Source organism: Streptomyces sp. NBC_00287 (assembly GCF_036173105.1).
Lineage (GTDB): Bacteria > Actinomycetota > Actinomycetes > Streptomycetales > Streptomycetaceae > Streptomyces.
On sequence record NZ_CP108053.1, the window covers coordinates 3,467,223 to 3,485,825 of the forward strand.

The following is an 18,603-nucleotide window of genomic DNA, read 5'->3' on the forward strand; positions in this document are numbered from 1 at the left end:
GCCCCACCAGGTGTTGGTCGTCTCATCGCGCAGCCGCAGGTTCGCGCCCGGGGTGTATATCGCGAATCGCGGAAACTTCACTGTCCGTTACCGCTTGGGCAGGCTTCTCGGGCTTCCGCTACCCGGCAAGCTTCCCGGCACGGCGGCCGTTGACCATCATGCCGTTCTGCGACCACAGGTACATGACTCCAGGACATCAGTCGTCAGCCGTTGCTGATCTCGCGTTCGGCGATGCGTGCACTGGTGACCGCGATCGAGGATGACTCGATCGCCCGCGACCCCATTCGGTAGCACGTCCCGCATTGGCCGACGCCGAGCGCTTCGAGCTACCCGCTGCCCTGCCCACCGGCACCCGACCGGGGTGCTGCACCGGCCCGGTGCCGAGTCAGCACTGTGCGCCAACTCGCACGCAATATTGAACGACTGGCGACGCTACCTCGAAACCTGGCTCAACCTTCCGCGAGTTCGCGCAAGATAGCAGACGAGCCCCGAGAGTTGACGAGCACAACTGGTCGCGTTCCCCGCTTGGCAGTAATGAAGTCGGTGGCGGCATGCTTCGCCGATGCTGTCACCACGACGAAGACGTCAGCGTTGGCTGCCTGTGCGGCAAGTTTGCTGCTGCCGTCGTGCTCGGCACTCGTCTCGATGTCGATCTTGGGCACCAAGCTGCGCAGTACCTGTGCAGCCCGGGTGGTGGCCGACTCGGTCAGGGAGTACAGCACCACCTTTGAGTCCTGCAGGTGGCGGTACGGCGCTCCGGGGTCGGCGTCCTGTACCTGCTCGGTGAGCAAGTCTTCTGGGACACCGCATCCCAGTTCGCCGGCTATGAGCTTGATGGCCTCAATGTCGGTTGGGTCCAGTGCCGTCTTAAACGGCCTCACCGCATTAGTGATCTTGTAGAAGAAGTCAACAGTTGCGGGGCTGGTTGCCGCTGCCGATGTGGCTGTCGCCGTCTGCAGTACGTCGATCGCCCACGTCGTGGTCACAGCGGAGACGTTCGCGGAGACGATGAGATCAGTCCACTCGAGCGCCGATGCGAACACCGCGGATGTGGGGTTGGCAGACAGCAGATAGTCCAGTAGGGCTTGGGTCTGCACCCGAACGCCGGCCGAGTTCTTGCCACTGAGCGCGAGACCGGCAAGGACACGTTCGCTGAGTTCGGCCGCTCCATCTTCAGTGAAGATGGAGCGGTGCGCCGCCATGAACTGGCCTCCGATCTCACCGAGTTTGCCGAGTACCTCGTCGGAGGCATCGTGAAACCATGCGGTCAGTGCACTGCTACTCAGTGGCGTCCAGGCGTCAGTGATTTCGGGGTCGGCAGCCAGCGCTGTGCTGCCATGGTCCCCGTCCAGAGCGTCCAGCCAGGTGCGCCAGTCCAGGCGGGGTCCGTCCTGGGTGAACTGCTCCAGCCAGGCAAGATCATCGCGCAGGCGTGCACTCGCTCCGTCGATCAAGCCACGGAGGTGATGCGTGGAGATGTACTCAAGTGCCAGCGCTGCTTGCTGTGGTGACTGCAGGTCGCGTGCACAGGTCAGGAGCAGGTATGCCGCGTGCAGGCTCGGTTCGAGCGTCAGCACCAGTTCGATGGCTGCCTGAAGTTCGCCCCGGGCCATCATCCCGGTCGCGCGCTCGAGGGGCGATTCGCCCGGGGCACCGGGCTGGTCCAGGGGGGCGGGTGGCTCCGACGGGGCGGTGGGCTGAGGAGTTCGTTCCCGGTGCAGGTGCAGCACATTGCGCAGATGGGCGGGGAGGCCGGGTTCGATCGTGCCGGCTTCGTCGAGGAGCCTGTTGAGTGTGTCGTCTCCCGCGTCGCCGTCGACCGCGATGAGGAACTCCACGACAGCCTGCGCCCGACTCGTTGTCGGTGTGCCCGAGAACAGCGGCCGGAATGCCGCAGGGACCGCGGCAACGGCTCCGAGCAGTTCTTCCTCTTTGCCTGCTGTGTCGTGCCGGGCGAACCATCTGGCGTAGACCGCCTGCTGGATCACTTGAGTGACACTCAGGGGGCGACGCATGGCGAGGACGTGGTCGAGATCCCGGTCCCCGAGAACGGCCTTCCAATCCTCGAGTCCAGCGAACAGTCGCAGTCGCAGGAAGGCCAGGTTCGGCTGGTCGAGATCGGCGGTCGCCTCGAGTTCGCGCAGGCAGGCCAAGGCGACAGTACGGTCGCGGGCAGCGATGGCGTGTCCGAGGTCGTCGAGGACCTCGACGGTGGTTCGGGGGGCGTCGAACTCCGAGGGCGGCCGGCCGTTGAGGAGTTTACTGAGAACCAGCAGGGCGTCGCGTACCTGGCCTCGCGCGTGTTTCCAATCCTCCGAATCCGCTGTCGGGCGGGGCATCACCTCAAAGCGCAGTGGCTTGACAGGTGCCTTTGCCAGTGCGGCGTCGAACGGATCAGCCGGGTTGAGGGCACCACGGTGGCGAGGCAGGTCGCTGAAGGTGGGGCCGATCCAACTGTCGAGGATGGCGAGTGTCTCGCGCTGCTGGCGCGGGGTGGGTGCGAAGCCGTACCACCACAGGCGGCCGTGAGAACTTCGTGGCAAGAATCCGATCTGGCGCTGCTGGATGCCTGCCATAAAGTTCTCGAGGATGAGTTGCAGGTTCGGTTCTACCCGTGTGGGCGTGATGTCGTTGCCTGGACCGAAGAATTCCTTGAAGTCGACGCTCATGGCAATTGGTACCTGTTCTGGTATTCGACCCAAGCGCGGGCGATCTGGTCGGGGTCGGATACGACGGTGACGCCTTCCTGGTTCACTCTCTGGCCGAAGAAGGTGAAGTTCATCGAGCCGTGAACGTGGAATCGGTCGCTCACCATGCCCTTGTCGTGCAGTGTGTTCCGGATAAGCAAGGTCGGCCGTGGCCCCACCGGGGCGAGGTCGGTGAGGCGTTGTCCTGTGATGGCGTTGCGCGGCTCGTCGCGCATGATCACTCGGACGTCCGAGCCACGGCGGGCGAGTTCGGTGAGTACTTCCGTCAGCCGGATGGGTCGGGCCGGCAAGGCGGGGAGCACGCTCTTGAACTGTCCGGATGCATTGTCGATGACGACAATGTCGGAGATCCACGGGGACAGTACCCACAAGCGACTTGACGGCGCCAGCAGCTCGGACACCAATAGGTTCTGCACCAGATCGGTGAGTTGTCGAGTCTCGCCGGCCCCGGCGGTGATGATCCTTCTCATGCGGACACCTCGGCAAGTTCGAGGGTGGCCACGACGCTGCCCTCGGAGCGGTGATCGATCTCGACGACTCGTGGGAATACCTGGAGGAAGTCCGTTTCGATGGCGCGGATCGACAGATCCACCAGCATGCCTGCCAGGACGGGTACGTCCTCGGGGGGTGCGATGAGTTGGGCGGATCCCTGTTGGGCCAGGCGTGTGCGCACTAGGGCGACCGCGTCGGGATCTGTCACGCTGATGAGGTCGGCTGTTGACGTGAACAGCCCCCGGAGCAGATCGGGTGCGGCCGGCAAATTGTCGAAGTAGGGGTTCCACGACTGCAGTGCTCCGGAGCGTATGGCCCATCCGCGTGGCCAGAGGGCGCTCTGGATAGCGTCGATACGTTGGCGGTCCGAGGAGTTCGCGGACAGGTTTAGTCCGGCGTCCAAGTCGTGCCTCTGACGCATCAGATAGGCCCAGGTACGCGGCGAGATTTCAAGGCCCAGACGTTGCTCTTGGATCTCCCACTCGTCGATGAGGGTGCGTAGTGCCTGGTCCGTCTGTGCGGTCGATCCGGGCCGGAGCAGGCGGTTGGCCAGGCTCGAGACGACGGATTGTTCCGCGCCATGGATGCCTGAGGCGCGCAACTGCGCCCGTATTCGATCAAGGTTTTTCACCCGGTCTGCCTGTGTCGCCGAACCTCGGTATTCAGCAACGAGGTCGAGCCAGTCGCTGCGCTCGTTGGTGTAGCGCACGATCCGCCGCATGTGCGCGTCGACCAGTTCGCTGGTGGAGGGCTGGACGGCTCTCATGATCAGCCGTAGGAACCGCCGCGGGTCGGGGCGCACGCGCGTCGCCAGCGCTTCGATGAAGCCGCCGCCGCCGATCGAGGCTTCGGTGAGCCAGACCTGGCCGCGGCGCCATGTGCCGTCGGGGCCGTAGCCGGGCTCTATGTCGACGATGATGCCTTCGGGGTCGTGCTCGGGACAGATCTCCCGGGCGGCCCACAGGGCTGCCTGTCCCAGCGTGGCGAGGACACGCTGGCGCAGCCAGGCTTGGAACTGTGCGGGATCAGGGTTCCAGACCTGGTCCGTCAGGTGGTCCAGGCGGGCGACGATGTCCTTGTCGGCGAGGAGTTGGCGCAGTCGCTCACCCACTCGGCCGAGTGCGGCGGATTCGCTCTCCTCGACGTCCGAGCTGCGGAACATTGCCCTCAGGGTGTCCGTCAACCGGTCGGCGAAGGTTTCCCGCACCGTTTGGTAGGCGTGGGGAAGCGGCGTGCTGTCGGTCACGGCGGACATCAGCAGCATGCATTCGATGGTCTGGTGCAGCCATTCCAACTGGAACTTGTTCATCTGTTCCAGTAGATCGGGGTCGTTCGTCAGAACGTGCTGGAACCAGGCGCTGCGCAGGGCTGGGTCGATGTCGCCGGGTGGAGCAATCACCTCTGGCACCGTGATCGTCAGGCGTAGGCCGTCCACGTCGTAGGTGGCTCCGAGACCGATCCGCTCGTCATCGAGCGAGAACTGTGCTTTGACTCGGGCTTCGCCGCCGCGGGCGAAGACCAGGCTGGCCTCGCTCTGGACGGCAAGACGGCGGACCTCGACGTGGGCGTTTTGAGCGTGCAGGAAGAAGCGCGCTTCATCGATGAGGCCGCCAATGGGGTCCGACAGGGGAAGGCGGGCGACCAGGCCGAGGCCCCTCTCCAAGAACTGGGATCGCCAGACCAGGGCCGCGTTGGATGCATCCTTGAGTTCTGGCGGTGCGAGTTGGAGTTCCACCCTGTCGGGACGGACGATGGGGATGGGGGTGGGGACTCCGCCGACTTCGACGGTGGCGGCCTCCTCCCGATGGTGCGCCTGAAGGACAGGGGCGAGGTCCATGACGGTCTCGCGCTGCCCGTAGGGAATGGGGATCCAGTGCCGGTGCTCGAGGTTGCGGGTGGCAAAGCGCCGTGACACTCGTCCGGGCGCGTATTCGCGCAGCATCTGGGCCAGGCCCATCGCCTGCAACTCAGGTTCCTTTTCCCACGACTGCTGGGCGGGGATGACCACGTACGCTTCGGGAAGTGCGAGTTCGCTAAAGAGGTTCTCGGGAAAGAAGTCGGGCAGCGGATTTTTGCCCATTGTGTCCTTGCCCGTGGCGTACGTGTGGTCCTCGGCGATGGCCCACTCGTTGTCCAGTCGTCGGGCCAGTGTGGGCACGGCCGCCAGGATGAGCGGGCGAGGGGGGTGCCACAGGATCTCGGCGGCCAACTCCTCGGGCACCTGGAGTGCGCCTTCGATCCACAGACGGAGGCTGCGCTGGCGGCCGGGGTCGCGCAGCAGGTCACGCAGGATGGTGACGGCTGTCTGCTGGACCTTGCGGTTGTCCGGGTAGTCCGGATCGGCGAGACCCTTCAAGTCACGCCACAGCTTTGCGTACCGGTGAACGGGCTGCAGTTGATCTGCCAGCCAGTCAAGCATTGCCAGAGTGGCTTGAATGCGCAGGACCGCGCGGTTGCGGATGGGAAGAACCAGTTCGGGCAGGACGGGATCGAACAGCGCGTCCCAGGCCTCGTAGGTGGCACGGTCGCGTCCGTAGTCGGAGAGCACAACGACGGTGTAAGGGCGCATGCGGCGGCTTCGGCCGGCTCGGCCCTTGCGCTGCAGGAATGCGGCGACGCCGCGGGGCGCCTTGTGCTGCAGCACGGCACCGACGTCTGGATCGTCGAAGCCGACCTCGAGCGAGGCGGTGGCGACGACGAGTTGGGACGCGGTGTCGACTCCTGCGTCTTGTGAGGTAGTCCGGCTCACGTTGAGGCCTGGGCGGTCGAGGGCGTGGCCCAGTTTCACTGGCAGGTCCCAGACCTGGCCTGCGCGCCGCTGGTCGGTGAGGTTGCCTTGCCCGGGACGTCGCAGGGATGCCAGGGGGTCTTTGAACTGCTGGGTACGTGGGGCGCGGTAGCGCTGGCCTTCCGCGTCGAGGAGGTAGAAGAAGAGCCGGTTGGTGACGTCGAGGTCGTCGGTGAAGACGAACGCCTTGGTGCCCAGAAGTCCTTGGGATGTGCGCTGTGCCGGGTGGTCGAGGACGCGCGGGAGGAGCATTGCTGTCTGGATCGTCGTGGACAGCACGGAGGCGCCGCTGGTCGGGTCGCTGCGCACTGCGACCATGTATTCGGCCCCCTCGTACTCCATCTCGTCTGCGCCCGGTTCGATGTTGGTGACGAGTTCATCGTCAACGCCCGTCAGATCGGCCATGTGGCGAACGGCGTTCGACAGCGTCGCGGACAGGCCGGCGAAGGTGACCGGACTGCGCAGAGAGTGGTGCCAGCGCCGCAGGACGAGGGCTGCCTGGGCGCCGGTGGTGCCGCTGTAGGTGTGGATCTCGTCAAGCAGCATCAGGCGCGGTTTCTTGGCCGCGCCGACACCGAGCAGTTTCCCCAGCGATAGGTCGGACAGACCGCGGTTGAGCATCTCGGTGGTGGTGAACAGCACGTCCGGAGGCCGCTGGCTCATCCGATGCCGGGTCAGGACCAGCATGGAGTCGTCGAACACGCGCGAGCAGGTGCCGCAGGTCAGGCGTTCCGCTCTGGCCCTGGCGTCCTGCTCGGACCAGAACAGTGCGCCCCCGCAGACGGTGTATCCGTCACCGGGACAGGTGAAGTGAGGGCACTGAAAGCCTTCGGCCCGTTTCGTCCATGCGGAATAGGAGGCCGTCAGGCTCTTCATGCTGGTCGGGGTGTCCTTGTTGAGCACCCCGATGGTCATGGGCCGGCCGTTGGTCTTCTTCCACAGGTCGTCGAGCCGCCGGGCGTGCGCGAAAGCGGTGTTGAGTTGGTCCTTGAGGAGTTCGTTGCGCGGGTAGACGGCGAGCGCACGCGTCCATGCCGACTCGTCTTGGAGTCCCGTCAGGAAGGCGAAGGCCGGCAGGTAGAAGGCGAGGGTCTTGCCGCTTCCGGTGCCGGCACCCACGACGGTGGCGGTGGTGATGTTGGACTTCAGGGCCGTGAAGATCTGGCGGCTGGCACGGACCTGGAAGCCGCTGAGGTCGGCGTGTTGGGGGCCCCGCCGCGTCATGGCATCGATGACCTGGCGGTAGAGGTCGTGGAGCACATCGGTGCCGTCGATGACGGCGTGTCTGGGCTGATCGCGCCGCGGGTAGGCGCGGGCGCGCCGGGCGTAGCGGAAGTCCGAGACGAGAGCGGCACCTTGACGCCAGGCCGTGGGGTCGTTGGAGGGGAAGATTTGGCGCAGACGGGCCAGCAGACGCAGCGTCTCGCCGTTGCGGGTACGCCACCGCGACGGCGAGACCGCATCATCGCGGATGATCAGACCCTTGTCCTCGAGGGCCTCGATTGCCTCCTGTGCGGTGCCCAGTTCGGCGCGCTTGATGAGAACGTCATCGACGTGGGTGTGCAGTTCGTCGTCGGTGAATCCGCCGTCGACAACGCCCCAGGACAGCAGGGGGTCCTCGTGTGCTTCGAGGACGTCGAGGATTTCACTCTCGGTCTCAGAAGTCATCGCAGCCTCACCCAGAAGCGGTCCAGGATTCCCAGCCTCGACAGCCCGGCAAGGACCTCGGGGGTGAAGGAGTTCAGGGGCGTCCCGGTGGCTTCCTGAGCGCCCGTGATCACTCGGGCGAGGACCGGGTCAACGAGTTCGGAGATCTGCTGGCCGCATGCGTGGAGGCTCTCCAGCGCCGCGGCCAGCCTTGCGACGTCGCCCAACTCGGGGACGGCGCGGTTTTTCAGGACGTTGAGCACGCCATGCGCCTTCTCGATCTTGATGCGGATCTCTTCCACGTCGATCCCGCTCTTGTTCAGCGTAGCGACGAGATCCTCATTGATCACCGGTACTTCGCGGTTGCATTCAGCAGTCCATGCCTGCTCAACGCTCCCGCGAAGGCCCTTGACGAAGCCATCGGCCGCCTTGATCTGCGCCTTCAGTGCTTGCGGTGGGGTATCGGCGTCCTGGCTGGGGAGCGTTTCGGCGAGCACGTGCAGGTCTGCGGCCAGTTGGGCGGCCTGCGGACCGAGGTCTGCGTCGAAAGCCGCATGGGCGGCGCGCAGTTCGGCCACGCCTCGGCTGAGGCGCTGGATCGTCTCGATGAGCGTCTCGACGTTCTCGGCCTGTCCGGCCAACTCGCCGGTGCGGCGGTTGATCTTGTCCTCGTCGTGGGCAGCGACCGCTGCCACACGCAGACGCTGAACTTGTTCGATGAGCGTCATACGCCCCCCTCGGATCCGGCCACGTCCATGACCTCACGGCTCAAGGTCTCCAGCCCGGCCACGAGCCGCTGGAGGGTCTCGTCGTACTCGCGCTGAGCTTCCGAGGCGGGTCCGGCCTGGAGCTTTTGCTCCAGTGCGTTCACGGCTTCCAGCGCAGGGTCGAGCCAAGCTCGGATGCGCAGGGCTGGCCTTTCGTCCTGGGTCATCAGGCGCAGGCGCTGATCGGCGGTGAGGGTGGGCCAGGCGTCGAGGCCCTCAGTCAGGTCTGTCACCTTCTTCAGATCACTGGGTTTCACCGCCTTCGCCGCGTCGTGGAGGGCGGGCAGGTTGATCGAGTTGGCTGACTGGCCAAGCGCCGCTAGGTCGGAGAGCAGGGTGTTGAGGGCATGGGCCACGTGGGCGACGTCACCGCCGAGATCGCTCACGTCGGGTGCCAGCCGTCGGGTTTCGTCGAGGATCGGATCCAGCGTGGTGGTTCGCTTCTGGATGTCGTCCGCCGCTTTTCTGATCTGCTCGGGGACGTGCTCGGGCCAGGGCACCTCAGCCGCGTCGTCGCGCATTGCGTGCACAAGGCGGGGCAGGTCAATGGCCAGCGGCTTGCCGGTGCCCTGGCGGTAGGACGTCAAGCGGAGCAGTCGCTGCTGAAGGACGTTTCGATCCGCATTCGGGTCGACGAAGCGGTCCTGCAGTTGTCGCATGTGGGGCCGCACGGGATCGGCCAGCTTCGGCGGGCTGGCAAAGAGCGCCTTGACCCGGCTGAGTGTGTCGCTCTTGTACGAGTCGGCGATCCCCAGGGCCTTACTGACGGACAGAAGAGCGTGCGCGAGCCGACCCAGTTCGGCGTCGTCGCCTTCCGACGGAAGGAGGAAAGCGGACACGTTGTCCGCCCATTCCTGGATCCTGATTACGCACAGGCTCTGCAGCGCGTCTCCTTGCGGCACGTCCTCCCAGGACCCTTTTGTGTTTACCCAGGCGAGGGCACGGAGAACGCGGACGTCCTCCACGTTGCGGTGGTCGATCGAGATCAGCGCGGTCTGCAGGGCACTGCCGTCCAGTGCGATCGAGGTTTTGGCATCGAAGCTCGGCGTGAATTCCGCCCTTGCCTTGGTCCAGTCTCCGCTGTCTCCTCCGTATCCGTCTTCGAGTCCCAGACAGCCGATGACGGCGGTATGCACGATCTTCCGGAGATCGTTGCGGTGGCTCTGCACAAGCTGGCCGGTCTTGTGCCATTCGTCGACCGCCTGGACCAGAGTCGGCTTCGAAGCCGCCGGGGACGGACGCGCGGGTGCCGACGTAGGCGGAGGCGGCGTCGGGGGGGCCACCACGATGGGGGTCTGCGTACCGTTCAAGGGCCGGACGGGTTCTTGCACTGGCGGCTGATGCGGGAGGGTCTGCTGCTCGGTGATGAGGTCAGGCAGGGGCGGGATGGCGAATGCTTCGTGGATCGTCGGGTGAAGGTTCTGCGGCCCGTGGCCTGGCCCCCAGAAACGCACCATCCGCACGCGGCGCTCGGAGAGTTCGGGGTCACCTGGCGTGCGCAGCCGGACCTGGTCCTCGACGTTATCGAGGATGTCCAACGCACCGGTGTGGAAGTCGTTCTCGAATCCGGTGCTGGGAAAGCGGCCTTCGTCGAGTTCGGTCTGGTCGCGGTGGAGGACGGGGCGTAGGACGCGGGTCAGCACGTCGCGGGCGACGAAGGCATCGCCTTTGGACTGGCTGCGAATGGCCCGGTCGAGTGCTGTCCTACTGAATGGGAACAGGCCGACGCCTTCAACCTCCCCGAACGCCTGGTGGCACTTGTCTCGGACGGGGCATTGCAGACAGTGGTTGAGCTCCGGGCGTTCGTGCGTGCGATGCTTGTCGATCTCCTGGGAGCCGACGCGTACCGCGTTGAGGTACCGGGCAGCGAACCGTGCGGGGTCGAACGGGGCCGTCTTGTCCGCGGGAAGTTCGAGATCGAAGACCTTGTAGGTCCGCGTGTACACCGTCTCCGGCATCTGGTTGACGAAGTAACCAGTGGTGACGGCCATGACAACACGCATCGGGCACAGGGCGAGCGTCTCGGTGGGCAGCAGGGTTATTGCGTCAATGAGGCCGCCCTGGATGCCCTGGAAGATCGAGAAGTCCTCGATCAGGAGGAGGAGTTCCAGCCCCTGCCTGTGCAGGTCGAGGCGTAGTTCGACGAGGAGTTGCTTGAGGTCGTCTCCCCCGATCCCGAAGACCTCACTGACCGCCGGCCCGAGTTGCTCGTTGAGCATCTTCGCTGCCAGGTCCCGCAGGGGAGCATCGCTGGCGAGTGCGCTGGCAACACTGGCGGCGTCGGCGCCGGCCTTGCTGACATCGTCGACCGCAAGGTCCAGATCTGCCGCGGTGAAACCGAACGCGTCCTCCTTGTCCTCCGAACCCTTGCCGGAGAGCTTTTCCCGGACCAGACGCGCGATGGGACCGTTGTCGGCGAGCAATCGCCTGCGGAAGACGGGGTCGCCCAGCAGTGCGGGCAGGCCCTCCGCGGAGGCAAGGAAGGCGCGGAGATCATTCTCCTCGGGTGTGCCGTCTTTGTCTGCTCCGCGGGTCTCGACCAGGACAGCCAACTCGTTGCGCAGGCGGAGCTGCGCTGTGGTTTCATCCGCGGCAGCATCCGAAGCAGCGGCGACCTTGGCACGCAACTCCGTGGCGCGTTCGCTGGTGGCGTGTTCCAGGATGAGTTCAAGGATCCCGCGCAGCGACATGCGGTGTTTTGGGACAAAGATCAGCCGGGTCGCGTCGTTGGGCTTCAGGTTAATGCGAAGCCAGCGGATCAGATGCGACTTGCCTGTGCCCGACTTCCCGAGGATGGGGATGATGGGCTGGTCCGCCGGCAGTTCCTCGACGGCGCGCCGCAGGTTGTGTTCGTCGACGATGGTGCCGCCGATGGCGCTGTCCACCTGATGGCGCAGGAGGATCGGGATCGAAGTGTGCGTGGCGAGGAAGACCCCGTTAGAGGTGCTCTCTGCCTCGACCGGAATGATGGCCGGGGCCTCACGGGCCTCCCAGCATGCAGCAGGAAGAGTGCCCCGCCAGGTCATCGCTTTCCTCCTTGAACCAGGGTGACGTGCGTTTGGCGTTGGCTGTCGAATCGCGACAGCCGGATGCCGTCGGCGTCCGGCAGGGTGTGGAAGACGAGCCGGCCGCGGTCCTGCAGGATGCGCAGTGCCTGGCCTACCGAACTGTCGGCGCAGTCTTGTGCGATGCCCGGGTCGGGGTCTCCGTCGGGAAGGTACGCCACGAGGGAGGCGCGGACGAGACCGCCGTGCAGCACAGGCAGTTTGGCCGCCAACTGGCCCAGGAATTCGCCGATGGGCACCTGTCCGGCAGGCAGCTCGTCCAAGACGTCGTTGATCGCCACGACGGGGAGGGGCACAAATCCCGATCTGGCCTGTACGAGCGAGGGCGCCGCGAGGCCAAGTGCCTGTCCCCATCGGGCGACGGGACCCCAGCGGGTGTCGTTGGTAATGGCCCAGGTGTCATTGTCCGGGTCCGGGAACTGCGCGTGCTGGAGGGCCTGAACGCCGCTGGTCCACGATAGGGGACGCCCGAGCGCATCCTGCGCAAGGAACCACGACATCGCTCTCAGCAGATCACGCGCCCCGCCGGTGAGGCTCTCTCCCGGGCCGGTCTGCCACGGGTCACCGTCACGGTCTAGATCGAGGGCATGCTTTTGAAGTGCCCGGCGGAACGCTACCGGCGACAGGGTGCCTCCCCTGGCAGCGACGGTGTCGCTCACGGTGATCACACCGGCCGTGTCGCTGCAGAGCATCCCGATCGCCCGGAAGGTGTACAGGGTGTCCGCGACACCTTCAGCGGAGGAGATGGCCTCGTTCAGGCCTGGCGGTCTGAACGCCTCGATCAACTCTTCCTCGGTCCAGGCCCGTCGAGATCCGGTTCGGGATCCGGTGAGGAAGTTGATGATGGAGCGGCCAAGCGCCGGAAGGCTTCGCGGTGGGTTCAGAACAGCCATCAGAGTCTCCTGAGGAAGTCATCAATGGCCCAGTGAGGGCTGCGGATGCTCTTGACGAGGGCATCTGGGTAGGCCGGGTCGGGCATGTCTTCCGGGACAACCACGACACGCAGCGGTCCGCTGGTGGGGGCGAGCCATGAGAGGGGCGGCGTCTGCCCGTGGTCCATCAGGATCAGACTCGGCACCGAGAGGCGCGCAGGTACCTCGCCGGTGCGCAGGGGGTCCACGACGACCAGGCCCTCGTCGGCGAACCGCGAGGCCGTACGGATGGCCGGGAGCCCAAGCAGCGCGGCGGGGACGACGATGCCGCGTACGCCGTTGGTGACGCATGACTGGATGAGGTTGCTCAGGGCATTTCTGAGACGTCCGCTGGGGTAGGTGACCACAATGCTGCGGTGGCCGGCGGCCAGGTTCGCCAGGGCTGCGCTGGGGCTTCTGCCGAGATCGGGCATGAGCGCTTCTCCGACGAGCGGACGCGCGGTGTGCAAGGTGCGCTGGTGCACGTGCCCCTCTGCCGGGCATCCGGAGCACGCAGGCGCCACGTTCTGGCTGGCCCTCATCGTGCCTATGCCCGTGTAGGTGTACTCCTCGCTCAGTACGCGTCCCCAGCATTCTCTTCTTGCCAGCAGGCGGGTGATGCGCGCCGTTGAGGCGGCTTCGGCGTTTTTGATCTCCGTGCGGGTCCGCTGCAGGGCAGCCTCGAGGGTCTCCTGGTCCAGGTTGGCCACGTGCGGTCTGAGACGTACCGGAACGTGGCTTACGAAGGCAGCCCATTCCTTGTTGAACCGTGCTTGCCACGCCTGCTCGGGCTCGCCGGGTATGCGTTCGACCACCGGGGGGTCCAGCCTCTCGATGATGATGAGGTTGGCGCGTTCCATGAGGACGAGCGTGTTGCGGTTCCACAGTTGGTTGGCGTCCGAGGGCTCTTCGCCGTGCTCGGGTACCACCGTGGTGTCCAGGACCAGACCGCTGCCCGCCTCCTTCGGGTGCGGGTCCTGATCCCGCATGGCTTGCCATCGGTTCCACGCCTTTACGTCCCCGATCACGGTCGCGTTTTCGACTTGCTGGCCTTCGGCCCTGTCAGGCACGGCGGGAAGCCAGACCGACAGCGCCGCGTGGCCGTCGCGTCCCGCGCGGCCGACTTCCTGGTAGAAGCGGTCGACCGAGGCAGGCACGCACGCATGCACCACGGTACGGACGTCGCTCTGGTCGACTCCCAGGCCAAAAGCGCTGGTGCCGACCACGATGTCGGTCGTGGTCGGCCCATCGTCGCCAGACCATCCGCGCATGATGCCAAGACGCTCGGCAGAACCGAGGCCTCCGTGGAAGACGGCGGTGCGTGCAAACCCGGCAGCCCTCAGGCGCTCAGCGATGATCCTGGCGGGCTCCTTCTTGGTGGTGTAGATGATCGCCGGCCGCGGAAGGTGGTGCATCGCCTCGGTGAGACGGTCCATCCGGACGTCGGGGGAGGTGGTGGTGCCCAGGAGGTAGCGCAGTTCGGAGCGCAGGAAGGTCGATCCGACGAACAGTGACTCGGCGCTGCCAGCGAAGAGTCGGTCGTTGAGTCGGAGGCTGGTTGCCGACAGCGTTGCGGACAAGAGTGTGACGCGTGGCGGGGGGTGCCCGGCACCGGTGGCGAGTTCTCGCAGTTCGCCTACGAGTGAGGCGACGATCTGGAACTCTGGACGAAAGCTCAAGCCCCACAGGCGCACCAGGTGCGCCTCGTCGATGACCAGGCTGGTGAGTTGGCCGGATGCCGCAAGGGTGCGTAGCGTCGCGGTGAATCCTCGTACGAGGGCTTCGGGCGAGGTGAGAAGGATCCGCTGAGTTCCCTCGCACAGGCGTTCCTTGATGGCTGCGCGTTCCTCGCTGACGCGGTCACTGTGATAGGCCAATTCGCGAGGGAGCACGGACGTCGGGAATCGCTTGCGCAGGTGGCGTTCCTGGTCGAGCGCCAAGGCGACGGTGGGCAGCACCGCGACGGTGGTTCCGCGTGCACCAAGCAGCCCAGGGGCCAGGCCGACGAGAGATTTGCCCGTGCCGGTGGGCAGGACGACATGCAGGGTGGAGGCCGGATCGGCCAAGCAGGCGGTGCGAACTGCGCTGGCTTGGCTGCGTGAGCGGTAGTGGCCGATGTCGGGAGCGATCGCGTGCAGGGCTGGATCGACTGGCACCGGGCTGTTCGGGCGAGCGCTGGTCTCCACCGTCGTGTTGTCGGTGCCTACGAACGGCCCGGGGCTTGCGCAGGCGAGATCGATCCAGCGGGGGTCGCCATGGAGCCAGTCAGGCGTCCAGGCATCGCCGAGTCGCACGGTGTGCCGTGTGGCGCCGAACCGTTCGACACGCAGGTGCGCTCGATCGAGCGCCTGCAGTTCGATTCCGCGTTCGTGGAGGTTGATCTCCAGTTCGTGGTGGCGCTGGCCCGTCACGCCCGCCTGATGGCGAAGCATCTGAGCCAGGAGAGCGGCAATGTCGCCACTGAGGGCGGGCCCGGCAAGGCTGGAGCACCAGGCATCGGCGAAGCGCCGGTGGGGGCCGGTGAGCTGATCTGCCGATGCCTTCTTTCCCAGAACGATGCGCTGGACGATGTCGAGTTGAGCGGTCACGCGCAACCGTCCTGCTCCAGGCTGCGGCCCGAGACCACGACTACACCGGTGCTGTCCAGGCGGAGCGACGGTGTCTGGAGGGCTGTCATGAGCGTTTGGCCCGCCAGCGCTTCCGTTTCCACTTCTTCCTCCAGTTCAGCGCGCTCGTTTCCCTCCGAGCGCGCGGCACGCAGTCTCAACTGCCGCAGTCGGGTGGCGATGTCGGTCTCGGCCAGGGCCAGGGCTCGGGTGCGGGTCGCCTCTACGGCGTCGTCGCTGTGGACCAGGCGCTGGGCACAGTGTTCAGCAGCTCGCCAGCGCGGCGCCCATTGGTCGGCCGGGATGAATGCGTACGCGTGTTTGATGCGCTCTGAGTTGAGTGCGTAGTCGCCTCCGGGCTCTGCGGGCGTCGGCTTGGCATAGCGTGCCTGCAGGGCGTCGAGGTGGCGCCCGTCGGTGATGGGTGTGCCATCTGCGTCGGTCCACACGGTCGCAATGAGCGGCGGAAAGAGCGCGTCGGCGCGGCGTCGCAGCGACGGCAAGTCCACCAGGTCGCTGGTCCAGGCTGCAGCAAGTTGGTCGAGAAGGTCGCTTTCCGGGCTGGCCTGCAGCGGCTGCGCTTCGATGGCGTAGTCGAAGCGGTAGGCAAGGCGCTCTGCGTAGGGCCAGGTGGGGATCCACCGCCACATGCCGAAGGCTCTCCCCCGGTCGTCGTTCCACAGGAAGTCGGACACGGCATCGATGAACTGATCGCCGTAGCGGTAGAGGCGGACGTCTTCGTGCTCGACGGCCACTTTGCGCACGAAGGTGCCGCGGTGTCCTGCGAGCGGCACGAAGTCGCGCTGCAGTCGCGCTGCGGATACCAGCGGCATCTGGACGTGTCCAGATGCCAGCCGGCTGACGGGTTCGTAGCTGCCGATTGCATGGGCGGGGTCGCCTACAGGGGCGAACCGCAGGTTCCCGGCCGCCCGCCGCGAGGACAGCAGTGCATCGGTGACCTCGGCGAACGAGGCTGCCTGGCTCTCCGATGCCATTATCCGTCCGTACACCGAGCGCTCGTCAGCGGGTGCTTCGATGCTGTCCAGGGCGTCCTGTTCCTGTACGCGCTTGACCTCGTCCTCGAGCATGGTGCGGACCATGCGGATGGCGTCGGGTGCGGCATCGGCACCGTGCTCGAACAGCAGGTCCCAGGCGGCGTCTGTGGCGGCGTCCACCGCATGCTGCAGGCTGGCTATCGACGTGTCGAAGACGGCGAACCCTTCGCTGAGGATCTGCATCCACGCTGCGGCAAACGACTGCGGGTCGGTCGTCTCGGCCACCCAGTAAGAGCGCCAGGCGCCGCCTTCGCGACGGGCGTCCCAGCGGTCGCACCGGCCGATACGCTGCTCGAGGCGGTTTGCCCTGGGCGGCAGGCCCACGTGGATGAGGAGATCGGCGAACTGGAGGTTGCGTCCTTCTTCCGCTGAGTGGTCGGCAACGAGGACGGCTGCCGTCCGGCTCTGCTCGAAATCCCGCACTGCCTGCTCGGAGGCTGCGGGCGAGTCGCTCGCCAGGTGCTGGTAGACAGCCCCAGGAAGCACTTCCTTGAACGCGCCGGCCAACTCCCCTGCCAACTGCGGGGTCGGGCAGAAGACGACCACCCGCTCACGTGCTTTGAACAGGTAGGTCAGTGCATCGGCCAGCGGGCGTGCCATGTCACGGCGGCGGCTGACGAAACGCAGGTCACTCTCGATGCGGTCGAGCGCGTCCTGCTCGCCTGGCGTGGCGGCCACTCGGGATTGGGCCCACGCGCACAGGGCGTCCGGGTCCAAGGACAATGCCACGGCCGTCGCGAAGGCCGACGCTGCCTCGCGGCGGGCCTCCTCGTCGAACTCACAAGCAGCAAGGGCCTCCTGGCGCCAGTTGTCCAAAAGGGAGGCAAGGCCGGCAAAAGCGGACGAGGGAAGAACAACCTGCTGGGGGCGCAGACGCCCAGTGACCCGGTACGACTCGTGCAGCGCAGCGGTACGACGGGTGCGCAGCATCCGGCGGTGGACCCGATACACCTCGGACACATAGGTGCGCAGCGCGCCGATCGCAACGGCTAGCGCATGCCGGTCCGGTCCTGCAACTACCTGCCTGACCTCACCGATCAAGGCGGCGACTTCAGCGTCTTCAGGGAACGCGGCGCCGATCTCCGTGAGGCGCTTGTTCAGCAGCACGCCAGGAAAGTGGGGCTGCAGTCCAAGGAACAGCCGGCCCAGCGCGGAACGCGCCTCCATGCGCCGTCGCAGGTCCTCGGCCGTCGTGTCCCGGTACACGGCCGGGTCAAGCAGTTTGAGCATGGCCAGGAAGGCACATTCGTTGTGCAGCGCGGGCGTCGCCGACAGCAGCAACAAGCGCGGGCTGGCGGTGGCAACCTCGGCAAGGCGCGTGTAGCGGCTGGACAGTTCGGGCTGCTCGCTGTGCGCCAGGCGGGCCAGATGGTGCGCCTCATCGACCACGACGAGATCAGCCGGTACCCACGTGTCGGGTGCGTCGTCACGGGAGTACATGATGCGGGCGGCCGGGAAGTCACCGATGCGGAACTTGCCCGACAGTTCGCGGCGCCATTGCTCCACGAGGAACGGCGGGAGAATCAGTTGCACGGTGAGGTCGGGCTGGTCCAGCAGGAGTTCCCGCACGATGAGGCCGGCCTCGATCGTCTTGCCGAGACCGACCTCATCGGCAAGGAGGTAGCGCTGCACTGGGTCCTGCAGCACGCGCCACACGGTCTCGACCTGGTGCTCGTACAACTCGATACCGCTCGAGAGGGCGCCGCGCATGCTATGGGCCGCCGAACGCTGCGTCAGAGTGCTCTGCAGGAAGGGGCGCCGCATGTCGGCCAGCAGAGGCGATTCCAGCAGTCCGGCGCCAGCAAAGCCGACGGGGTCGGTCAGCGGCTGGTCCCAGCGGACGTACAGGTCCTCTTCGGCAATGTATCCCTCCCAGTTGCGCGCCCGCACGTGGATGTCCCGATGGGCTGTGGCCTCGATGACGCGCCCGGAGCGCCATGCGGCACCCGTGGGCCAGAACACCCGCGTCTCGGGTGCCAGCGTGAACCGCTTGAGCCCCTTCCTGGGGACGGTGTGACGACGGCGCTCGTCCGGAGGCTGTCCTGGGGTGTCGAAGTACTCGAGGATCAGGCCATCGCCGTCCTTGCCTACGAGTTTGCCTGCCCCGAGCGTATTGGCGCTGGATACGAGCAGGTCGCCCCGGCGCAGCGACAGGCTGCGGGAGGTGTCGCTGCTGCGCGCCGGACGGCTCGCCTTCGCTGTGCGGGACCGGGCCGGCGCCGCCTTGCCCGCGCCGCCGTCGATGGTCCGTGATCCACGGCATTGGGGGAACCGTGAACAGCCCCAGAAGCAGTTGCCTGCGTTAGGTCCCCGCGATGCGAATTGCATGACCATTTTGGCGCCGCACCGGGGACACACGACAGCATCATCCGTCACAGGCACACTCCGAAAGAGCAGCCCAGGCAGGCGCCGTCGGCAGGTTAGGACGGTGCAGGCGGCCCGGCGCCATTCTGCCGGGCTGCCGGGACGGCTGTGGAGTGCGCATACGCAGGTCCTGACGCACGCGCTGGGTGGAGGCAACGGCAGGCAGTTGTGAGTCCGTGCGCAGCGGGGCGCCAACGTGG

8 protein-coding genes are annotated in these 18,603 nt (G+C 66.3%); all 8 read right to left on the minus strand.

All coding sequences use genetic code 11. The annotated features are described in order from the left end of the window. Window positions 1-449 precede the first annotated feature (449 nt). From dpdD to dpdE, 8 genes are read right to left on the minus strand one after another with little or no spacing between them, the layout of a single operon-like run. Window positions 450-2,669: a protein DpdD gene (gene dpdD / locus OHT76_RS15730; RefSeq protein WP_328871454.1), complete on the minus strand. Its 2,220-nt coding sequence runs from the start codon at window positions 2,667-2,669 to the stop codon at window positions 450-452. Beyond that, the gene (gene dpdK / locus OHT76_RS15735; protein ID WP_328871455.1) at window positions 2,666-3,178 is read right to left on the minus strand and encodes a phospholipase D-like domain-containing protein DpdK; all 513 of its coding nucleotides are present in this window, start codon (window positions 3,176-3,178) and stop codon (window positions 2,666-2,668) included. Before dpdK ends, dpdD begins: the two co-directional genes overlap by 4 nt. After that, window positions 3,175-7,656 carry a protein DpdJ gene (gene dpdJ / locus OHT76_RS15740; RefSeq protein ID WP_328871456.1) on the minus strand — a complete coding sequence of 1,494 codons (4,482 nt, stop codon included), beginning with the start codon at window positions 7,654-7,656 and terminating at the stop codon, window positions 3,175-3,177. The genes dpdK and dpdJ overlap by 4 nt, the downstream gene beginning before the upstream one ends. Then, on the minus strand, window positions 7,653-8,363 hold the full coding sequence (locus tag OHT76_RS15745) for a hypothetical protein (protein WP_328871457.1): 711 nt from the start codon (window positions 8,361-8,363) through the stop codon (window positions 7,653-7,655). Before OHT76_RS15745 ends, dpdJ begins: the two co-directional genes overlap by 4 nt. After that, complete coding sequence (gene dpdH, locus OHT76_RS15750) at window positions 8,360-11,428, minus strand: protein DpdH (protein ID WP_328871458.1); 3,069 nt, start codon at window positions 11,426-11,428, stop codon at window positions 8,360-8,362. The genes OHT76_RS15745 and dpdH overlap by 4 nt, the downstream gene beginning before the upstream one ends. Continuing rightward, complete coding sequence (dpdG, locus tag OHT76_RS15755; protein ID WP_328871459.1) at window positions 11,425-12,360, minus strand: protein DpdG; 936 nt, start codon at window positions 12,358-12,360, stop codon at window positions 11,425-11,427. The genes dpdH and dpdG overlap by 4 nt, the downstream gene beginning before the upstream one ends. Continuing rightward, window positions 12,360-14,966, minus strand: coding sequence for a protein DpdF (dpdF, locus tag OHT76_RS15760; RefSeq protein WP_328871460.1), 2,607 nt, complete (start codon window positions 14,964-14,966; stop codon window positions 12,360-12,362). The genes dpdG and dpdF overlap by 1 nt, the downstream gene beginning before the upstream one ends. Beyond that, entirely contained in the window at window positions 14,963-18,367 is a 3,405-nt protein-coding gene (dpdE, locus tag OHT76_RS15765; RefSeq protein WP_328871461.1) for a protein DpdE, read from the minus strand. The genes dpdF and dpdE overlap by 4 nt, the downstream gene beginning before the upstream one ends. Window positions 18,368-18,603 lie beyond the last annotated feature (236 nt).

Excerpts from the sequence above, each read along its gene's own strand:
- dpdD (WP_328871454.1), bottom strand. The coding sequence starts at position 2,669 with ATGAGCGTCGACTTCAAGGAATTCTTCGGTCCAGGCAACGACATCACG.
- dpdK (WP_328871455.1), bottom strand. The coding sequence starts at position 3,178 with ATGAGAAGGATCATCACCGCCGGGGCCGGCGAGACTCGACAACTCACC.
- dpdJ (WP_328871456.1), bottom strand. The coding sequence starts at position 7,656 with ATGACTTCTGAGACCGAGAGTGAAATCCTCGACGTCCTCGAAGCACAC.
- OHT76_RS15745 (WP_328871457.1), bottom strand. The coding sequence starts at position 8,363 with ATGACGCTCATCGAACAAGTTCAGCGTCTGCGTGTGGCAGCGGTCGCT.
- dpdH (WP_328871458.1), bottom strand. The coding sequence starts at position 11,428 with ATGACCTGGCGGGGCACTCTTCCTGCTGCATGCTGGGAGGCCCGTGAG.
- dpdG (WP_328871459.1), bottom strand. The coding sequence starts at position 12,360 with ATGGCTGTTCTGAACCCACCGCGAAGCCTTCCGGCGCTTGGCCGCTCC.
- dpdE (WP_328871461.1), bottom strand. The coding sequence starts at position 18,367 with ATGCAATTCGCATCGCGGGGACCTAACGCAGGCAACTGCTTCTGGGGC.